Here is an 18,685-nt window from a genome sequence, read left to right as displayed (position 1 = left end):
GCGCCGACATCGTCACGCCGCCCGCACCGACTCCAGGAAACGCGCGACCTCGCCCTTCAACCGGTTGCTCTCCCGCGATAGCGACTGGGCGGCCGAATGCACCTGCGCCGAGGCGGCTCCGGTCTCGCCGGCGCCGCGCTGGACGTCGCCGATATTCGCCGAGACTTCGGACGTGCCGTGCGCGGCATGCTGGATGTTGCGGGAGATCTCCTGCGTCGCCGCGCCCTGCTCCTCCACCGCGGCGGCGATGGTCGACGAGATCTCCGACATCCGCGCGATGGTATCGCCAATCTCCTTGATCGCGCCGACGGAGTCTTCCGTCGCGGTCTGGATCGCGCCGATGTGCTGACTGATCTCGCCCGTGGCTTTCGCCGTCTGCTCGGCCAGCGCCTTCACTTCGGTCGCGACCACGGCAAATCCCTTGCCGGCTTCGCCGGCACGCGCCGCCTCGATCGTCGCGTTCAGCGCCAGGAGGTTGGTCTGGGCGGCGATGGTGTTGATCAACTCGACCACGTCGCCGATGCGGCTCGCCGCCTTCGTCAACTCGGCGACGCGTGCGTTGGTCCGCTCGGCCTGTCCGACCGCGACGTCGGCGACACGCGCCGATTCCTGAACCTGGCGGCTGATCTCCGAGATCGAGGAGGTCATCTCCTCGCTCGCCGACGACACCGACTGCACGTTGGCTGACGCCTCCTCCGAGGCCGCCGCCACGGCGGTTGCGAGCCCGTTGCCGCGTTCGGCGGCCTGCGTCAGCGTGTCGGAGGAGGCCTCGAGCTCGGTTGCCGCCGACGACACGGTCTCGATGATCTCGCCGACCGCGCCTTCGAACGTGTCGGCAAGCCGCCGCATGTCGGCCTTGCGCTGTTCGCGTCCGCGCGCATCCGCTTCCGATTGTTCAACGCGCAGCCGCTCGGCCTCCGCCATGGTGGTCCTGAACACCTCGACGGCGCCGGCCATTTCGCCGATCTCGTCCCTGCGCCCGACGCCGGGAACGGAGATCGAGAGCTCGCCGCGCGCAAGCCGCGCCATCGCACCGACCATGGCACCGAGTGCCTTCGAGATCGAACGTCCGAGCAGAAGGCCGGTCACGGCGAGCACGACGACGGTGATGCCGAAGGCCACGGCCATCCACAAGCGCACGGCCTCGCGGGTCGCGGCCTCGGCCGCGTCAGCCTGCTTGTACATGGCATCGACGGCGGTCCGCACCTCGACCATCGCAGGCTCGATTTCGCGGAAGGTCTTCATCATGGCGGCGTCGAGAGCCGCACTCTGCTGTGCGGTCTCGGCCCAGGCCGCGAACTCGGACTGGTATTTCTGAAGCTTGGCCGTGATGTCGTTCATCACCACTGTGGGAATTGCGACGACCTCTATCGCCTTGGAAAATTCAACCCCGGCCTTCTTCACCTCGGCAATGTATTTGGGGTCGCGCCGCAGCATGAAGTCCTTCTCGTGCCGGCGCATCATCAGCATCCAGGTCGTCGTCCTGGGATCATCGATCTCCTTCAGCTTGGCCTCGATGTCATGCACCGCGCCGCGAAGCGAGCCGGACAGGCCGAGCGTCTCGTTCAGCCCGAGCCTGGTCTCGGCTGCCACCAGTGCGGCGAAGTCGGACGCGTAACGCTTGAAGCCGTCCTGGGCCTGTTTCATCTTCTCGGACAGTGCGCCCATGCCGGCGGCCGCCATCAGCCGCTCCACCTCGTCGAAATCGCGGTTGATCGGCCCGACCAGCTCGGCATGCGCCTTGGCGTAGCTCTCGGTGCGGAGCTGCTGGAAATTCTTCTCGTTACGACGGGCCTCGAGCATGTCGATCGAGAGCTGCTTGTCGAGGTCGGCGATCGCGCGGGCGCGGCTCGCGACGGCGCGGGAGGCATCCTGGGAGAGGCTGCCGATCTCGTAGATCGCGCCGAAGGCGGCAAGTCCGACAAGACCGAATAGTCCGATCGCCATGACCTTGTGGGTCAGGCGGATGGAGAGGCCGCTCATCAATGTGCTCCAATACGCTCGGGACGCAATACGGGCAGGGCGACTCAGCCCCGGAAAATCGCGGGCATCATGACTGCGTCGCTTTTCCGGAAAGTTAACCCTGCGCCGCATTCGTCGTGGCGCCGCAGCATGCGTACGCGCAAGCAGCCGCGCTGCCACGCGCGGCGGTTGTAGCCTGTTTCTGCTTGGACGCCGCCCTCAGGCGGCCCGCACCGTCCCGAGAAATTTCCCGACCTCGAGCTTGAGACGGTTGCTGTCGCCGGAGAGCGACTGCGCCGCCGCCAGCACCTGGGAGGATGCCGAGCCGGTCTCGGTCGCGCCGCGCTGCACGTCGGTGATGTTGGACGACACCTGATGGGTGCCCTCCGCCGCCTGCTGCACATTGCGGGAAATTTCCTGCGTTGCCGCGCCCTGCTCTTCCACCGCGGCCGCGATCGTCGAGGAGATCTCCGACAGCTTTTCGATGGTGTCGCTGATGTCCCTGATGGCGCCGACCGAATGCTCGGTCGCGGTCTGGATGCTTGCAATCTGATGACCGATCTCGCCGGTTGCCTTCGCGGTCTGCTCTGCGAGCGCCTTCACCTCCGATGCGACCACCGCAAAGCCCTTACCGGCCTCGCCGGCGCGCGCCGCCTCGATCGTCGCATTGAGCGCCAGCAAATTGGTCTGGCCTGCGATGGTGTTGATCAGCTCGACGACATCGCCGATGCGCGTCGCCGCCTTGGACAGTTCGCTGACGCGCTCGGTCGTGGTGCGCGCCTGGTCCACCGCCTCGTTGGCCACGCGTGCAGATTCCTGCACCTGTCGGCTGATCTCGGTGATCGACGACGACAATTCTTCCGTGGCCGAAGCCACCGACTGCACGTTGGTGGACGCCTCCTCGGAAGCCGCGGCAACCATTGTGGTGAGCTGCTGGCCGCGTTCCGCGGTCGAGGTGAGCGTCGATGCCGAAGCTTCCAGCTCGGTCGCAGCCGATGACACCGTATCAACGATCTCGCCGATCGCGGCCTCGAAACCGTCGGCGAGCTTGTGCATCTCTGCCTTGCGCTGCGCGGCTGCGGCCTGGTCCTGCCTGACCTTCGCCTCGGATTCCTCGCGCGCCTTCTGCTCCGACACGACCTTGAACTTCTCGACGGCCGCGGCGACGCCGCCGACCTCGTCCCTGCGGCCGAGCCCGGGCAGCACCACGGAGAAGTCGCCGCCGGCGAGCTTGTCCATCGCAACAGTCAGCGCGCGGATCGGCCGCGCGATGGTGAAGAACGACATCAGCCAGGAGCCGATGAGTATGAGCATCGTGCAGACGCCGACCGCGATGCCGAGACGTTCGCTTGCGGACATCTCCTGCGCCGCGGCGGCAAGTTCTTCCTCGCTCTTGTGCCTGGCAAGATCCGCAATCTCGCTCGTGATCGTGTCGAGCTGGGCGGCAATCGGCAGCGTCACCTCGCGCGCCAGGCGCACACCTTCCTCGGAGAGCTTGGCAGCGCCGGCGGCGTCCGTCGCCGCGAGGGCAATCGCCTCGCCGCGAATGGCGGCGTTCTGCTGCGCGCCCTTGAGATAGCCCGCAGACAGGCTTTTCAGCTTCTGGATCCGCGCGCCGTTCTCCTCGGAGTGAGACAGCTTGAGCATTGAATCGGCGATGTCGTTCAGCGATTTTGATCGGTCGACCAGAGCATCGCCGGCCTTCTGCAGCTCGGCCGCTTTGCTGGCGAGCCGGATATCGCGGACGGCGAGCTGCATGCTGCGCGCCGCAAGCTTGGCTTCCACCGCCTCGCGAGCCAGCTCGAGCTGCGCGACCGCGGCCTTGTTGGAATTTCGCACATTGCCGTTGCCGACGAGCTGACTTGCGATGATGCAAAGGACCAGGAGGATGCCGAGCGTCGACGCGATCGCCAGCTTGGTCCCGATCCGCAAATTCCGAACGAGGCTCAACATTGGTGTTTCCTCAGAGGAATGCGCAGCCGAATCATTGTCGGCGGTCACTGGCGTTGATCGCTCTTGCCAAAAAGGTGGGCCTTAGCCATTCCAAATTGGTTAACAGGGCCACCGTCCAAATACTGAATTAGTGCGAAAACCCCTTGAGATTCAGCACGGAATGCGAGCTTAACAAGTTAACCACACGCGAAGATGGGAAGGTCAGGCGGCCCGCACGGTCTGCAGGAATCTGCCGACCTCCAGCTTCAGACGGTTGCTGTCGCCGGACAGCATCTGCGCCGCGGACAGCACCTGCGAGGACGCCGAGCCGGTCTCGCTCGCGCCGCGCTGCACGTCGGTGATGTTGGACGACACCTGCTGGGTGCCATGCGCGGCCTGCTGCACGTTGCGGGAGATTTCCTGCGTTGCCGCGCCCTGCTCTTCCACCGCGGCCGCGATGGTCGAGGAGATCTCGGACAGCTTTTCGATGGTGTCGCTGATGTCCCTGATGGCGCCGACCGATTCCTGCGTCGCGGCCTGAATGCCGGAGATCTGCTGGCCGATCTCGCCGGTCGCCTTCGCCGTCTGCTCTGCGAGTGCCTTGACCTCGGATGCGACGACGGCAAACCCCTTGCCGGCCTCGCCGGCACGCGCGGCCTCGATCGTGGCGTTGAGCGCCAGCAAATTGGTCTGGCCCGCGATGGTGTTGATCAGCTCGACGACGTCGCCGATGCGCGTCGCCGCCTTGGACAGTTCGCTGACGCGCTCGGTCGTGGTGCGCGCCTGCCCGACGGCTTCGCTCGCGACACGTGCGGATTCCTGCACCTGCCGGCTGATCTCCGTGATCGAGGACGACAGCTCTTCCGTGGCCGAGGCCACCGACTGCACGTTGGTGGAGGCTTCTTCCGAGGCTGCCGCGACCACGGTCGTGAGCTGCTGCGTGCGCTCGGCGGTCGAGGTGAGCGTCGTGGCGGACGCCTCGAGCTCGGTCGAGGCCGATGACACCGTCCCGACGATCTCGCCGACGGCGCCTTCGAAACTGTCGGCGAGCCTGCGCATCTCCGATTTGCGCTGCTCGGCTGCGACCTGATCCTGCCGCATCTTGGCTTCGGCTTCCTCGCGCGCCTTCTGCTCGGACACGATCTTGAATTTCTCGACGGCGCCCGCGACCTCGCCGACCTCGTCCTTGCGGCCGAGGCCCGGCAGAATCACCGAGAAATCACCTCCGGCGAGCTTCTCCATCGCCGACGTCAGCGCGCGCATGGGCCGCGCGATGCTGAAGACGGAGAAGATGCACGCCCCGATCAGAACCAGCGCGACCAGCACGCCCGTGACGAGCGACACCCGGGCAGCGGAGGCGGCCTCGGCTTCCGCCTCCGCACGCGCTGCGGCGCTGCTCTGCTTGGCAAGGTTGATGATCTCGTTGGTCAGTTCCGAAATCTCTTCGTTGATCGGCGCCAGGGTTTCCTTGCGGATGCGGTTGACCTCGGCCGCGAGCTTGGCGTGCTCCGCCGCCGCTTCGCCGTCCTTCTTGCCGTCGAGCGCGAGCTCCTGCTTGCGGATGGCTTCGATCTGCTGCTCGCCCTTGCCGAAATTGCCGATCAGCACGGTCAGGCGATCGATCCGCTTCTGGTTCTCTGGCGAGTGCGACAGCTTTGCCATCTCGCCAGCGAATTTCAGCGCCGCCGTCTGGCGATCGCCGAAATAGGTGACGGCCTTCTGCATCTCGGCCGGCGAGGACGAGGTCAGGATGTCGCGAATGCCGATCTGCATCCCGCGCACCGACGCCTTCGCCTCAGCGGCGTTTTGCGCGATCGCCTGCTGTCCCGATGCGGCGTTGCTGAGCCTCTGGACTTCGGTGCCTCCGCTCGTCTGGAGGAAGATCATCAGCGCGACGAGGACGATGGTCAGCGCGGAGGTGACGGCGAGCTTGGTGCCAATTCGCAGGTTCTGAATGAACGACATTGAAGCAATCCCGGATACGCATTGCCACGCCGGTGCGCGTGAACAGCCCGGGAAGGCTAACCGCGAGGTTCCTCATTAACGTTAAGTGAGAGCGCCCGGCGCTGGGTAGAAATACTGAAAAAACTACTCAAACCACGGGACTTGCACACTTTTCGCGTGCAGTGAATTTGCACTTCGCGGATTTGTGGACGATACGTCCGTTAACGGACCGTCCCGTTGTTGAGTCTCGTCAGCTCACCGTCTCGCCCACGATGCTGATGCGGAACACCGGCTCCTTGTTCTCGTCGAGCAGCTCCATGCTCCACTTCGCATTCGGCTTCATGCTGCGCGCGATCCCGCCGAGCAGATTGGCGCAGACCTCGGTCATCTCGGTCCACGCGGCGGCGCGATCGTCGAACTCGTAGGGTTGATCGGCGGCGCCGGAGTAGCGACCGGTACTGATGCGGAAGAAGTACAGCGACATCGTTGAACCCTTGTCTAGGGCCGCGTCCCCCGGCCGTACGCAAACTGGGACGCGAACAGCTACCAACGCATGAAAGCCGCCGTCCGTATGACTACGGCGCGCGCGGCTTGATGTTCGATCGACATATGCAACGGCAAGACGCGGATTGGCCCGCGCCGCCGGCTCACTGGGTGGAGCGACGCAGCTCGAGCGGGCCCTCGTTCCTGGCGGGCTCCGACTTCGCTTCGGCCTTCACCGGCTCGAGCCGGCTGCTCTCGACACGCGGCGTCTCGACGCGCGCGGCAACCTCGGTGCTCGAGGAGGCGACCGAGCCAGTGTGCTCCGACGAGCGCAGCGAACGCGGACGCGCCACCGCGCGCGCCATCAGCATCTGATTGCCGCCCTGGTGATGGAAGTCGCAATAGGCGAAGCCCATGCCCGATACCGAGCCGCGGAAGCTGCGCTCGTCGGTCTTTTCCAGGTTGAAGCAGGGCTCGAACGGAATGCCCTTGATCGAGGCGCAGACGTTCTGGCCGCGGATCTGGAGGGTGTTGCCGGGCAGGCGGAGATGTTTCACCGGGCCTGAGCCCGAGAACTGCACGGCGCCGGCAGCACCGAGGTCGTCGAGGATGCGGCCCGCGCCGCGGGTGCCGTCGAAACAGGTGAAGGCGAATACCTTGCCGGCGACGAAGCGGCGCGCCTCGTCGGCGTTCATGCTTCCAGCAATGGCCGGCGCAAACGTCGCTGCCGCCGTGACAGCCCCCAACACAATACGCGCAAGCATGCTCTACTCCGAACCAACCCCCGCAGCGGGCGATGCCTTATCTCTTTACCCGCTGCTTACCATACCAACCAAGGCAACATTGAAGCAGCTTGGTTGGTAAAGTCTGAACGCCGTTAGAGAATTTTTACCACGACGCGGCCGCGGACCTGGCCGGCCAGGATTTTCGCACCCCATCCCGGGACCTCATCGAGCGGAATTTCATGAGTGATTTCAGATAGTTTCGTCCGGTCCAGATCCGAAGCCAGACGCTGCCAGGCAGCTTTTCGCGGCTCGATCGGGCACATCACGGAATCGATGCCGAGAAGGCACACTCCGCGCAAAATGAAAGGCGCGACGGAAGACGGCAGGTCCATGCCGGCCGCCAGGCCGCAGGCGGCGATCGCGCCACCGTACTTCGTCATCGACAGGAGATTCGCCAGCGTGGTCGAGCCGACACTGTCGACGCCGCCCGCCCAGCGCTCCTTGGCGAGAGGCTTGGCCGGGGCCGACAGCTCGTTGCGGTCGATGACCTCCGCCGCGCCGATCTCTTTCAGGTAGTCGGCTTCCGCCGCGCGGCCGGTCGAGGCGATGACGTGGTAGCCGAGCTTGGACAGCACGGCGGTGGCGACCGAGCCGACGCCGCCGGCTGCGCCCGTCACCACCACGGGACCGCTCTTCGGCGACAGACCGTGCTTCTCCAGCGCCAGCACCGAGAGCATCGCGGTGAAACCGGCGGTCCCGATCGCCATGGCGTCGCGCGCCGACAGGCCCTGCGGCAGGGCGACCAGCCAGTCGCCCTTCACCCGCGCCTTCTCGGCATAGGCACCGAGATGCGTCTCGCCCATGCCCCAGCCGGTGCAGACGACCTTGTCGCCGGCCTTCCACTGCGGATGCGAGGAGGCTTCGACCGTGCCGGCGAAGTCGATGCCGGCGATCATCGGGAAGCGGCGCACCACCGGCGCCTTGCCCGTCAGCGCGAGGCCGTCCTTGTAGTTCAGCGTCGACCATTCGACGCGGACGGTGACGTCGCCGTCCATCAGCTCGGCTTCGTCGAACTGCGCGAGCTGCGCGGTGGTGCCCTTGTCCGCCTTGTCGATCCGGATCGCCTTGAATGTGGCCACGACTGAACTCCCTGACTTTGTTTGTCGGGGATGTTTAGCCGATCAGGCTGGCTGCGCAACCGCCCGCTGAACGGGTTTCTCCACGATCGGAAGATTGATCAGCGCCGAGAGCACGCCGAACAGGATCGAGAGCCACCAGATCGGCGTATAGGAACCGAACTTTTCGAACACGATACCGCCGAGCCAGACGCCGAGGAAGCCGCCGACCTGATGGCTGACGAAGGCGAAGCCATAGAGCGTCGCAAGCCAGCGCGTGCCGAACATCAGCGCCACCAGCGCCGAGGTCGGCGGCACGGTCGACAGCCAGGTCAGGCCGGAGATCGCGCCGAACGCAATCGCCGAGAACGGCGTGATCGGGAACGAGATGAAGGCAAGCGTCGCAAGCGCACGCGTGAAATAGATGGTCGAGAGGATGTAGCGCTTGGGCAGATAGTTCTGGAGATAGCCGACACTGAGCGAGCCGATGATGTTGAACAGGCCGATCGCCGCGATCACCCAGCCGCCGGTTTGCGTCGAGATGCCGCGATCAACCAGGAACGCCGGCAGATGCACGGTGATGAAGGCGAGCTGGAAGCCGCAGGTGAAGAAGCCAAGCACCAGCAGGACGTAGGAGCGATGGCCGAAAGCTTCGGCGAGCGCTTTGGTGAAGGTCTGGTCATCCGCTTGCATCGTGCTGCCGGTGGCTGCGACCCGCGGCGTGGAGAGCGCCAGCGCCAGCGGAATGATCAGCAGCATCAGGAAGCCGAACACGGTGAGCGCCTGCTGCCAGCCGAAATTGTCGATGAGCGCGACGCCGATCGGCGCGAACAGGAACTGGCCGAACGAGCCTGCCGCGGTGCCGGCACCAAGCGCGAGGCCGCGCTTCTCCGCGGGCAGAAGCTTGGTGAAGGCCGACAGCACCAGATTGAACGAACAGCCGGCAAGGCCAAAGCCGACCATGACTCCCGCGCCGATGTTGAGCGAAAGCGGCGTCGAGGAATAGCGCATCAGGAGCAGGCCGCCGGCATAGAGCAGAGCGCCGACGCACATCACCCGAAACAAGCCGAAGCGATCGGCGACCGCGCCGGCGAAGGGTTGGCCCAGTCCCCACAACAGATTCTGCACGGCGATCGCGAGACCGAACACGTCGCGACCCCAGGCGAACTCGTGGCTCATCGGCTGCACGAAGAAGCCGAGCGCCGAGCGCGGGCCGAAGCCGAGCATGCCGATGGCGCAGCCGCAGAGAATGATGATCGCCGGTGTGCGCCAGGTGGAGGAACGCGCGACCGGACCGAGCTCGCCCGCTGATGTCGACATGGTGTGCTCCTTGTCTGTTGTTGGCGGTCCGGAGAAGGCAGCCGCGAGCCAGCTCGTTTAATGCATTTGCATGAAAACCCCAAGTCAAAAGCGGTTGCATTCCACGAAGGGCTGTCGCGGGAGCATTGCATTTCAATGAGGCCTCGCCTGACGGGAATGTGTGCGACTGGGCCTAGCGATCCACCGCGGCGTGTGTTATCTTTGATTTACTCATATTGAGCATATTAGGGTGCCAATGAAGTCTGCTCCGGCCCTCGGGCCGGCTTAATCAGGCCCAATATATACTCAATATGAGCACAAACGACATGAAACGGAGGCTTTGATGCCAATCACTGGAATTTACGGCCCCGACGATTTTGCCAACCGGCCGCAGGGCAAGGTCTCCTCTCCCCGCGCCGTGCCCGTGCCGGGGCCCGCGCTGCCGATGCCGTCGCTGGAATGGACTGACGACGTCGAGCGCGCCACCGCGCCGCTCTATGAGCACGTCAAGCACGTGATCCCGCCGATCGAGTGGCCGCTGATGGCGCCGACGATTCACGCGATCAACGAGCTGAAGTGCGCACGGAACGCGGTGATCCTCGCGCACAATTACCAGGCGCCGGAGATCTTCCACTGCGTCGCCGATATCGGCGGCGACTCGCTCCAGCTCGCGGTCGAGGCCACCAAGGTGAAGGCCGGCATCATCGTCCAGTGCGGCGTGCACTTCATGGCGGAGACCTCGAAGCTGCTCAACCCGGAGAAGACGGTGCTGATCCCGGATTCGCGCGCCGGCTGCTCGCTTGCTTCCAGCATCACCGGCGCCGACGTGCGCCTGCTGCGCGAAAAATTTCCCGGCGTGCCTGTCGTCGCCTATGTCAACACCTCGGCGGAAGTGAAGGCCGAGGTCGATATCTGCTGCACCTCGTCGAACGCAGTGCAGGTGGTCGAGAGCCTGAATGCGCCGACCGTGATCTTCCTGCCCGACCGCTACCTCGCGACCTACGTCGCCTCGAAGACCGACGTCAAGATCATCGCCTGGAAGGGCGCCTGCGAGGTGCACGAGCGCTTCAAGGGCGAGGAGCTGCGCGCCTATCGCGAGGCCGATCCGTCGGTGCAGATCATCGCGCATCCGGAATGTCCGCCGGACGTGCTGGCGGAGGCCGACTTCACCGGCTCGACCGCGCACATGATCAACTGGGTGCGCAACAAGCGACCGCGGCGGCTGGTGATGATCACCGAATGCTCGATGGCCGACAATGTCCGCGCCGAGCTGCCGGATGTGGAGATGCTGCGCCCCTGCAATCTCTGCCCGCACATGAAGCGCATCACGCTCGCCAACATTCTGCAGAGCCTGCTCACGCTTGGCGAGGAAGTCACGATCGATCCCGCGCTTGCGGCGCGCGCGCGGCGATCGGTGGAGCGGATGATCAATCTGAAGAATTGAGCAACCCAAGTCGCCACAAACACAGCCGTCGTCCCGGACAAGCGCGCCGCAAGCGCGCGCAGATCCGGGACCCATAACCACAGGAAGATGTTTGGCGATGACGAGTTCGCGCCACAACTCCTCCCTGGGGTTATGGGTCCCCGCCTTCGCGGGGACGACGGCGGAGTGAACGGAGATATCCATGACAAACGCCCACGACCTCACTCGCTCGACCGACGACGTCGTCATCGTCGGCGGCGGCCTTGCCGGACTGTTTTGCGCGCTGAAGCTGGCACCGCGGCCGGTGACGCTGATCTCGGCGGCGCCGCTTGGACAGGGCGCATCCTCGGCATGGGCGCAAGGCGGCATCGCCGCGGCGGTGGCCGAAGGCGATACGCCGGAGGCGCATGCCGCAGATACCGTGGCCGTCGGCGGCGGCCTGGTCGACGAAACCGTCGCGCTCGGCATTGCCCGTGAGGCTGCGCCGCGCATCCACGATCTTCTTGCCTATGGCGTGCCGTTCGACCGCGACCTCGAAGGCCGGCTCGCTGTGGGGCGCGAAGCCGCACATTCGGCCCGGCGCATCGTGCATGTGCGTGGCGATGGTGCGGGCGCTGCGATCATCGCAGCCTTGAGCGAGGCGGTGCGCCGCACGCCGTCGATCCGCATCATCGAAGGCCTGGTCGCAGAATCGCTGCTGACCGGTGACGGCGCCGTCATCGGCCTGCAGTTGCGCGAAGTCGGCAATCCCTCAGCAAAGCCGATCTTCCTGGCCGCGCGCGCGGTGGTGCTCGCGACCGGCGGCCTCGGCCATCTCTACGCGGTCACCACCAACCCGCTTGAAGCAAGCGGCTCGGGCCTTGCGATCGCCGCTCGCGCCGGCGCCGTGATCGCCGATCCTGAATTCGTGCAGTTCCACCCCACCGCCATCATGGTCGGCCGCGATCCGGCACCGCTCGCGACCGAAGCACTGCGCGGCGAAGGCGCGACGCTGATCAACGGCCATGGTGAGCGCTTCATGCTGGTGCGCCATCCGCTCGCCGAGCTCGCGCCGCGCGACATCGTGGCCCGCGGCGTGTTCGCCGAGATTGCCGCCGGGCGCGGTGCCTTCCTCGATGCACGGGAGGCGCTCGGCGCGCGTTTCGCCGACAAATTCCCGACCGTATATGCAAGCTGCATCGCCGCCGGGATCGATCCCGCGAGACAAGCCATCCCGATCGCGCCGGCCGCGCATTACCACATGGGCGGCATCGCGGTGGATGCGCGCGGCCGCAGCTCGATCGACGGGCTCTGGGCCGGCGGCGAGGTGTCGTCCACCGGCGCGCATGGCGCCAACCGCCTCGCCTCCAATTCGCTGCTGGAGGCGGTGGTCTACGCTGCACGAATCGCCGACGACATCGCCGGCCGCACGGTGCCCTCACCTGCCCGCCTCCCCGACGCAGTCGTGACGCCGCGCGGCGGCGCGCCGGATGCAGCTGACATAAGACGGCTGCGCGCAATGATGAGCGCGCATGTCGGCGTGATCCGCGATGGCGATGGGCTTGCGGCAGCCATGCGCCACTTCGCCACGCTGGAACGCGAGGCTGGAAACATCGCTCTTCGCAATATGGCGATTTCAGCCCTGCTCGTTGCCGCTGCGGCCTGGATGCGGCGCGAGAGCCGCGGCGCGCATTTCCGTGCCGATCATCCGGCCGATAACCCCGCGCTGGCGCAGAGAACGATGACCACGCTCGCCGCAGCGCGCGAGGTCGCGGAGAGCCTGAGCGAGCGTCCGCTGCCGCGCATTGCGCAACCCCTGATCGCCTGACGGAGTCCCCCAATGATCACCCCGACCTCACTGCTCTATCCCGATGCCTTCCTCTCGCCGCTCGCCATCGATGGGGCCGTCAATCGCGCCCTCGACGAAGACCTCGGCCGCGCCGGCGACATCACCTCGCTGGCGACGATCCCGGAGGCAACCAGGGCGCAGGCCATCCTGGTCGCGCGCCAGTCCGGCGTGATCGCCGGCCTGCCGCTGGCGCTGGCAACGCTGCAAAAGCTCTCGACCGACATCGAGGTGCGCGCGCACGTCCGCGACGCCGCACGCGTCGCCCGCGGGCAGCAGGTGTTGACCATCACGGGTCCCGCACGCGCCATTCTCACCGCGGAGCGCACCGCGCTGAACTTTGTCGGCCGCCTGTCGGGCATAGCCACGCTCACGGCGGACTATGTCGCGCGCACCGAAGGCACCAGGATGCGTATCTGTTGCACGCGAAAAACCACGCCGGGATTGCGCGCGCTGGAGAAATATGCGGTGCGCTGCGGCGGCGGCTTCAACCACCGCTTCGGCCTCGACGATGCGATCCTGATCAAGGACAATCACATCGCCGTCGCCGGCGGCATCCGTGCCGTGCTGGAGCGGGCCCGCGCCCATGCCGGCCATCTCGTCAAGATCGAGATCGAGGTGGATACGCTGATCCAGCTGCGCGAGGTGCTCGACACTGGACTGGCCGACGCCGTGCTGCTCGACAATATGGATCTTGCGACGCTGCGCGAGGCCGTGGGGATCAACGAGGGCCGCCTCAAGCTGGAGGCGTCAGGCGGTGTCACGCTGGACTCGATTGCGGCCATCGCGGCGACCGGCGTCGACTATGCGTCCTCCGGCGCCCTGACGCATTCGGCGCCGAACTTCGACTGCGCGTTGGATATCGCGGCGTGAGACGGTCTACCCCCTCTCCCCGTTCTTACGGGGCCGCGACGAGCTTCGCTCGCGCTGGAGGGTTGGGGTGAGGGGCCTCTCTCCACGCGTGAGATCTTCGAGAGACCGTCCCCCTCACCCGACGCGCTTCGCGCGTCGACCTCTCCCCGCAAGCGGGGCGAGGTTAAGAAAGACTACCTTCGCTCGCTCACACCCATCTCGGCGGAGCTCTTGGCTTCCTGCGCGAGTTCAGCCGAGAGTGCGGCGGTCTGGGCCGGGGTGCCCCAGCTCGGTTCCTCGCTGCCGTCGCCCCAGTTGCGCGGCCGATAGAAGGTGTGCACGCCGGTCTTGTACATCTTCTTCATCTCGGCAACCCAGGACGGGCGCACCCAATAAGCGTGGTAGTGCGTCGACTTGCCGACCTCGGGCAGCCAGATCTGGCCATCGAGCATCGCCTTCGAGATCTTCTTCGCACGCTCCCACATCTCGGGCTCGCGGATCACATCGGGATTGTTGTCGCAGGCAAAGGTGAACTGGCAGGCGAAATGGCGGTGCTTGTTCTGATAGACCGCGCCGCACACGGTGTCGGGATATTTGCCCGAGAATACGCGGTTCATCACCACCTGCGCCACCGCGATCTGGCCGCGCACGGCCTCGCCGCGGGATTCGAAATAGACGGCCTCGGCGAGACACTTCTCCGACTTCGCGCGCGACTTGTCGTCGAGCGCGAGCCGCTCCGCCGGGGACTTGGCGCGCTGGTTGTCGGCGTTGACCTCGCCCTTCGGCGCGACACTCTCGCCGCTCTCGATGTCCTTGGCGATCTCCGCCGTCGGCGGCGTCAGCGAGGCCGTGACCTTCATGTCGGGGTCGGGCATCACGATCAGCGGCTCGGCACCGGGCTGCCAGCTCTCGATGCTCTCGAGATTGCCGCCGAGCGAGGAACTGCCGAAGAACAGGTTCGAGGTCTTGACGCTGAACGGATCGCGCACGGGCGTCGTCGGCGCAGTCGCTCGCTTCAGCGCCTCCAGCGGCTGCACCGCGAACGAGCGTGCAACGTCGCTGGCCTGCGGAGGATTGGCATATTGCGGCAATGGCGGCGCGCGCATCGCTTCTGCAAGCTCCGGGTCGAGCGCGGCCGCAGACTCAGGTGACATTGCTTGCGACATCGCTTGCGGCAATGCAGCGGTCTTGGCGCCGAACACCGAGCTGTTCGACGTCGCGGGATCTTCCGGCGCGGGCGTCGCGGCGGGTGGCGCGATCTCCGGAGCCTGCGCGGGTGTAGCCGTTGCAAGGCGATCACCCTTCAGCGCGCGATCGACCTTGGGAAAATCTGCGGCCTGATAGCGCGGCGCCGCCTGGAGCGCGGGATTGCGGCTGATCGCACCAGTGACATCGCGGCCATCGATGCTTGCGAGGCGAACCATCGCGCTCTGCGGAACCGAGGTGCCGATGGGGCGGGAGAAACTGTAGGTGGCGAGCTGGATCGAGGACGCCGCGGAGAACACCTGCTTCTGCCAACGCTCGGCGACGCCGGGCTGACGCGCCAGCAGAGAGGCAATGTCCTGATAGCCGGTCTCTCTCGGCATCAATGCGAAGATGCAGAGACCGATGCCGAAGGACGCGAACCGCGCGCCCTTCGGATGCTTACGCAACACTGACATCGATACGCTCACGCTACGCTTACGTTCGTCTGATCGAACTCAGTACATCCGTGCAATTCGATCTTTATCGTAAGTATCCAATTTAGGTTGCCGGGGCGTTAATCGGCGTTGCGCGCGCGGCACACTCAAGCGATTGCAGGTGTTTTCACGGGGCGACGATGCGCGTTGGTAAATGCGACCTCACGTAAAACGGTAAACATCTGGTCAACGCGAATGGTGAAGGAACTCTTGCGTGCGCGTATCATTACGGGACGCGTGATGGGTTCCTGGCGTTGCAACACACTCGTCATTGCGAGCGCAGCGAAGCAATCCAGACTGCCACCGCGGTAAGATTCTGGATTGCTTCGCTGCGCTCGCAATGACGGCGTGGAGGGAGCGTCGCACAAAACGAAAAGAGGCGGGGCCAAAGCCCCGCCTCTCTCAACTCAATCCTGCGCTTCGCCTTACGCCTGGCTCGCGATCTCCTTGCCGAGCGCGGCCTGCGCCGCCGCGAGGCGTGCGATCGGCACGCGGTACGGCGAGCAGGAGACGTAGTCGAGGCCGATATTGTGGCAGAAGGCGACGGAGGCCGGATCGCCGCCGTGCTCACCGCAGATCCCGACCTTGAGCTTCGCACGCGTCTTGCGGCCGCGCGCGACGCCGATCTTGACAAGCTCGCCGACGCCCTCCTGGTCCAGCGCGACGAAGGGATCGACAGTAAGGATACCCTTCGTCACGTAGGGACCGAGGAAGCTCGCCGCGTCGTCGCGGCTGATGCCGTAGGTCGTCTGCGTGAGGTCGTTGGTGCCGAAGGAGAAGAACTCGGCGCTCTCCGCGATCTCGGCCGCAAGCAGGCACGCGCGCGGCAGCTCGATCATGGTGCCGACCTGATAGCCGATCTTGGTGTTGGTCTCGCGCATCACCGCCTTCGCGGTGGAATCGATGCGCGCCTTGACGAGGTCGAGCTCCATCTTGGTCGCGATCAGCGGCACCATCACCTCGAGGCCGACGGCCTTGCCGGTACGTTTCTCGGCTTCGACCGCCGCCTCGAAGATCGCGCGTGCCTGCATCTCCGCGATCTCCGGATAGGCGATCGCGATGCGGCAGCCGCGGAAGCCGAGCATCGGATTGAACTCCGAAAGCTCGCGCGCACGGTCGGCGAGGCGCCGCGGATCGGTGTGCATGGCGCGCGCCACTTCCTCGACCTCGGCATGGGTGTGCGGCAGGAACTCGTGCAGCGGCGGATCAAGCAGGCGGATCGTGACGGGCAGGCCCTTCATGATCTCGAACAGCTCGACGAAGTCGGCACGCTGCATCGGCAGCAGCTTCGCGAGCGCGGCACGGCGCGACTGCTCGTCCTCGGAGAGGATCATCTCGCGCACCGTGCGGATGCGCGTCTCCTCGAAGAACATATGCTCGGTGCGGCAGAGGCCGATGCCTTCGGCGCCGAACTTGATCGCGGTGCGCGCGTCATCCGGCGTGTCGCCGTTGACGCGGACGCCGATCTTGCGGACCTGGTCGGCCCAGTTCATCAGCGTGCCGAACTCGCCGGAGAGCTCCGGCTCGATCATCGGCATGCGGCCGGCCAGCACCTGGCCGAGCGAGCCGTCGATGGTGATGACGTCGCCGGTCTTGAAGGTGCGCGAGCCGATGCTCATGGTGCCGCGGCCGTAATCGACGCGGATGGTGCCGCAGCCGGAGACGCAGGGCTTGCCCATGCCGCGGGCGACGACCGCGGCGTGCGAGGTCATGCCGCCACGGGTGGTGAGGATGCCTTCCGCGGCATGCATGCCGTGGATGTCTTCCGGGCTGGTCTCGATGCGGACCAGAATCACTTTACGTCCGTCGCCCTGAAGCTTGGCCGCCTCGTCCGAGGAGAAGACGATCTCGCCGGAGGCCGCGCCCGGCGAAGCCGGCAGGCCCGTGGCGATCACGTCGCGCTTGGCGTTGGGATCGATGGTCGGATGCAGCAGCTGATCGAGCGAGGCCGGATCAATCCGCGTCACCGCTTCCTTCTTCGAGATCAGGCCCTCATTGGCGAGCTCGACCGCGATGCGCAGCGCCGCCTTGGCGGTGCGCTTGCCGCCGCGGGTCTGGAGCATCCAGAGCTTGCCCTGCTCGACCGTGAACTCCATGTCCTGCATGTCGCGGTAGTGCTTCTCGAGCAGCGTGTAGATCCGCGTCAGCTCCTTGAAGGCTTCCGGCATCGCCGATTCCATCGACGCCTTGTCGGAGCCCGACTCCTTGCGCGCCTCCTCGGTGATGTCCTGCGGCGTGCGGATGCCCGCCACCACGTCCTCGCCCTGCGCGTTGATCAGGAATTCGCCGTAGAGCTTGCTCTCCCCGGTCGAGGGGTTGCGGGTGAAGGCAACGCCGGTCGCCGAGGTCTCGCCCATGTTGCCGAACACCATGGCCTGCACGTTGACCGCGGTGCCCCAGGATTCCGGGATGTCGTGCAGCTTGCGGTAGGTCACCGCGCGCGCGTTCATCCAGGATGAGAACACCGCACCGATCGCGCCCCAGAGCTGGTCGTGCGGATCTTGCGGGAAGTCCTTGCCGGTCTCGCGCGCGACCGCGTCCTTGTACTTGCCGACCAGTTCGACCCAGTCGTCGGCGGACAGGTCGGTGTCGAGCGTGTAGCCTTGGCTGTCCTTGAAGGTGTCGAGGATTTCCTCGAAGTGATGATGCTCGAAGCCGAGCACCACGTCGGAATACATGGTGATGAAACGGCGATAGCTGTCATAGGCGAAGCGGCGGTCGCCCGACAGCTCCGACAGCGCTTCCACGGTCTCGTCGTTCAGGCCGAGATTGAGCACCGTGTCCATCATGCCCGGCATCGAGGCGCGCGCGCCGGAGCGCACCGAGACGAGCAGCGGGTTCTTGGTGTCGCCGAACACCTTGCCGGTCAACTTGCCGACATGGTCGAGCGCCTTCTCAACCTGCGACTGCAATTCCCTAGGATAGGACTTGTCGTGTGCGTAGAAGTAAGTGCAGACCGAGGTCGGGATGGTGAAGCCGGGAGGCACCGGCAGGCCGAGATTGGCCATCTCGGCGAGGTTGGCGCCCTTGCCGCCGAGCAGGTCGCGCATCTCCGTCCGGCCCTCGGCCTTGCCGTCGCCGAATGTGTAGACCCATTTGCCGGCCTTGGGGGCAGCTGGCGCCGCCTTGGCTGGTGCAGCCTTCTTCGGCGCGACCTTGGCGGCAACCTTCGGCGCAGCCGGCTTGGTTGCGGCCTTCGCGGCAGGCTTCGCCACGGGTTTGGCCACCGGCTTCGGGGCGCTCTTCAAGGCGCTCTTGGCAAGCGTCTTGCGGGCCGCCGGCGCGGCTTTCGCCTTGGCGGAGGACTTTGATTTCGCTGGTATTTTCTTAGGCTTCGAGGCGGCTTTGGCCATAGCTTGCACACAACCTGCGAGAGGAATGGGAAATCGCGGGCCTTACACCACTTTGGAGGGGCCCGCGCAAGTCGGACAGTTCCGGAAAATGAA

General features: G+C 65.7%; 12 protein-coding genes. 3 read left to right on the top strand and 9 right to left on the bottom strand.

Annotated features, from left to right (window positions below):
• Positions 1–12 precede the first annotated feature (12 nt).
• The 7 genes from IQ16_RS34645 to IQ16_RS34615 form a co-directional block, all read right to left on the bottom strand.
• Entirely contained in the window at positions 13–1,983 is a 1,971-nt protein-coding gene (locus tag IQ16_RS34645) for a methyl-accepting chemotaxis protein (RefSeq protein ID WP_145832013.1), read from the bottom strand.
• A 198-nt stretch (positions 1,984–2,181) separates the two neighbouring features.
• Entirely contained in the window at positions 2,182–3,915 is a 1,734-nt protein-coding gene (locus tag IQ16_RS34640; protein WP_018648774.1) for a methyl-accepting chemotaxis protein, read from the bottom strand.
• A 201-nt stretch (positions 3,916–4,116) separates the two neighbouring features.
• Complete coding sequence (locus tag IQ16_RS34635) at positions 4,117–5,859, bottom strand: methyl-accepting chemotaxis protein (protein ID WP_018648775.1); 1,743 nt, start codon at positions 5,857–5,859, stop codon at positions 4,117–4,119.
• A 229-nt stretch (positions 5,860–6,088) separates the two neighbouring features.
• Positions 6,089–6,322: a DUF6894 family protein gene (locus IQ16_RS34630; protein ID WP_018648776.1), complete on the bottom strand. Its 234-nt coding sequence runs from the start codon at positions 6,320–6,322 to the stop codon at positions 6,089–6,091.
• A gap of 163 nt (positions 6,323–6,485) precedes the next feature.
• Positions 6,486–7,085, bottom strand: coding sequence for a hypothetical protein (locus tag IQ16_RS34625; protein WP_018648777.1), 600 nt, complete (start codon positions 7,083–7,085; stop codon positions 6,486–6,488).
• A gap of 113 nt (positions 7,086–7,198) precedes the next feature.
• Positions 7,199–8,185 carry an acrylyl-CoA reductase (NADPH) gene (gene acuI, locus IQ16_RS34620; protein ID WP_018648778.1) on the bottom strand — a complete coding sequence of 329 codons (987 nt, stop codon included), beginning with the start codon at positions 8,183–8,185 and terminating at the stop codon, positions 7,199–7,201.
• A 42-nt stretch (positions 8,186–8,227) separates the two neighbouring features.
• The gene (locus tag IQ16_RS34615) at positions 8,228–9,481 is read right to left on the bottom strand and encodes an MFS transporter (RefSeq protein WP_018648779.1); all 1,254 of its coding nucleotides are present in this window, start codon (positions 9,479–9,481) and stop codon (positions 8,228–8,230) included.
• 322 nt (positions 9,482–9,803) lie between these two features.
• Here IQ16_RS34615 and nadA point away from each other — a divergent pair, with 322 nt between their 5' ends.
• The 3 genes from nadA (at position 9,804) to nadC (ending at position 13,581) form a co-directional block, all read left to right on the top strand.
• Complete coding sequence (gene nadA, locus IQ16_RS34610; RefSeq protein WP_018648780.1) at positions 9,804–10,904, top strand: quinolinate synthase NadA; 1,101 nt, start codon at positions 9,804–9,806, stop codon at positions 10,902–10,904.
• A gap of 181 nt (positions 10,905–11,085) precedes the next feature.
• On the top strand, positions 11,086–12,690 hold the full coding sequence (locus tag IQ16_RS34605) for an L-aspartate oxidase (RefSeq protein WP_018648781.1): 1,605 nt from the start codon (positions 11,086–11,088) through the stop codon (positions 12,688–12,690).
• 12 nt (positions 12,691–12,702) lie between these two features.
• Entirely contained in the window at positions 12,703–13,581 is an 879-nt protein-coding gene (gene nadC, locus IQ16_RS34600; protein ID WP_018648782.1) for a carboxylating nicotinate-nucleotide diphosphorylase, read from the top strand.
• Between the two features lie 173 nt (positions 13,582–13,754).
• Here the strand turns inward: nadC and IQ16_RS34595 are convergent, their stop codons facing one another.
• Together IQ16_RS34595 and ppdK are read right to left on the bottom strand one after the other, a co-directional pair.
• Positions 13,755–15,221: a cell wall hydrolase gene (locus IQ16_RS34595; RefSeq protein WP_026312973.1), complete on the bottom strand. Its 1,467-nt coding sequence runs from the start codon at positions 15,219–15,221 to the stop codon at positions 13,755–13,757.
• Positions 15,222–15,664: 443 nt separating this feature from the next.
• The gene (gene ppdK / locus IQ16_RS34585) at positions 15,665–18,592 is read right to left on the bottom strand and encodes a pyruvate, phosphate dikinase (RefSeq protein ID WP_026312974.1); all 2,928 of its coding nucleotides are present in this window, start codon (positions 18,590–18,592) and stop codon (positions 15,665–15,667) included.
• Positions 18,593–18,685 lie beyond the last annotated feature (93 nt).

This window comes from Bradyrhizobium huanghuaihaiense, assembly GCF_007830635.1.
Taxonomy (GTDB): domain Bacteria; phylum Pseudomonadota; class Alphaproteobacteria; order Rhizobiales; family Xanthobacteraceae; genus Bradyrhizobium; species Bradyrhizobium huanghuaihaiense.
The sequence above is the reverse complement of the archived record's forward strand: the minus strand, read 5'-3'. Positions and strand labels throughout refer to the sequence as shown.

Bases quoted from the DNA above. Each gene is read 5' to 3' on its own strand.
- IQ16_RS34645 (WP_145832013.1), bottom strand. From the start codon at position 1,983: ATGAGCGGCCTCTCCATCCGCCTGACCCACAAGGTCATGGCGATCGGA.
- IQ16_RS34640 (WP_018648774.1), bottom strand. From the start codon at position 3,915: ATGTTGAGCCTCGTTCGGAATTTGCGGATCGGGACCAAGCTGGCGATC.
- IQ16_RS34635 (WP_018648775.1), bottom strand. From the start codon at position 5,859: ATGTCGTTCATTCAGAACCTGCGAATTGGCACCAAGCTCGCCGTCACC.
- IQ16_RS34630 (WP_018648776.1), bottom strand. From the start codon at position 6,322: ATGTCGCTGTACTTCTTCCGCATCAGTACCGGTCGCTACTCCGGCGCC.
- IQ16_RS34625 (WP_018648777.1), bottom strand. From the start codon at position 7,085: ATGCTTGCGCGTATTGTGTTGGGGGCTGTCACGGCGGCAGCGACGTTT.
- IQ16_RS34615 (WP_018648779.1), bottom strand. From the start codon at position 9,481: ATGTCGACATCAGCGGGCGAGCTCGGTCCGGTCGCGCGTTCCTCCACC.
- nadA (WP_018648780.1), top strand. From the start codon at position 9,804: ATGCCAATCACTGGAATTTACGGCCCCGACGATTTTGCCAACCGGCCG.
- IQ16_RS34605 (WP_018648781.1), top strand. From the start codon at position 11,086: ATGACAAACGCCCACGACCTCACTCGCTCGACCGACGACGTCGTCATC.
- nadC (WP_018648782.1), top strand. From the start codon at position 12,703: ATGATCACCCCGACCTCACTGCTCTATCCCGATGCCTTCCTCTCGCCG.
- IQ16_RS34595 (WP_026312973.1), bottom strand. From the start codon at position 15,221: ATGTCAGTGTTGCGTAAGCATCCGAAGGGCGCGCGGTTCGCGTCCTTC.
- ppdK (WP_026312974.1), bottom strand. From the start codon at position 18,592: ATGGCCAAAGCCGCCTCGAAGCCTAAGAAAATACCAGCGAAATCAAAG.